At 70.0% G+C, this 500-nt stretch carries 1 protein-coding gene; it reads left to right on the plus strand.

Annotated elements, in window-relative coordinates:
- Positions 1-250 precede the first annotated feature (250 nt).
- On the plus strand, positions 251-500 hold a 250-nt coding region (locus ABD191_RS29180), incomplete at its 3' end, for a PLD nuclease N-terminal domain-containing protein (protein ID WP_344089226.1).

A 500-nucleotide genomic window follows, 5' to 3' on the forward strand; every position in this document is an offset into this window, starting at 1 on the left:
GCGAACTCCTCGAGCTGGCGGCGCAGGAACAGCAGCGACGCGCTGAAGCCGAACAGGGCGGCGACGAGCACCGCGATCCACGGGGAGACGCCGGCGATGAGCAGCACGACGAGCGGCGCAGCGAACAGCACCACGCGCAGAAGCGTGTAGCGGAGCCAGACGGGGACGGCCTTCACGCGATCAGTGTAGGCAACGGAATCTGGATGAGCGCTCCCAGCCCACTGTGACGCAGCGCGCGTAGGATCGGAGCATGGTCCGCCTCTGGGTGATCCTCGGTGTCGCCGCCGTGGTCTTCACGATCTACGCGGCGGTCGACTGCGCGCTGTTCGACCGCTCCCGCATCCGCGGTCTGCCGCGCGGCTGGTGGGTCGTGGTCATCCTGCTCGTGCCGATCATCGGCGGGCTGCTGTGGTTCCTCGTGGGCCGCGGTCGTGCCATCCGCGTCGGCCGGGTGTTCCCGCACGCGTCGGCGCCCGATGACGACCCCGAGTTCCTGCGCC

Origin of the sequence: Luedemannella helvata (genome assembly GCF_039528415.1) — a bacterium.
Lineage (GTDB): Bacteria > Actinomycetota > Actinomycetes > Mycobacteriales > Micromonosporaceae > Luedemannella > Luedemannella helvata.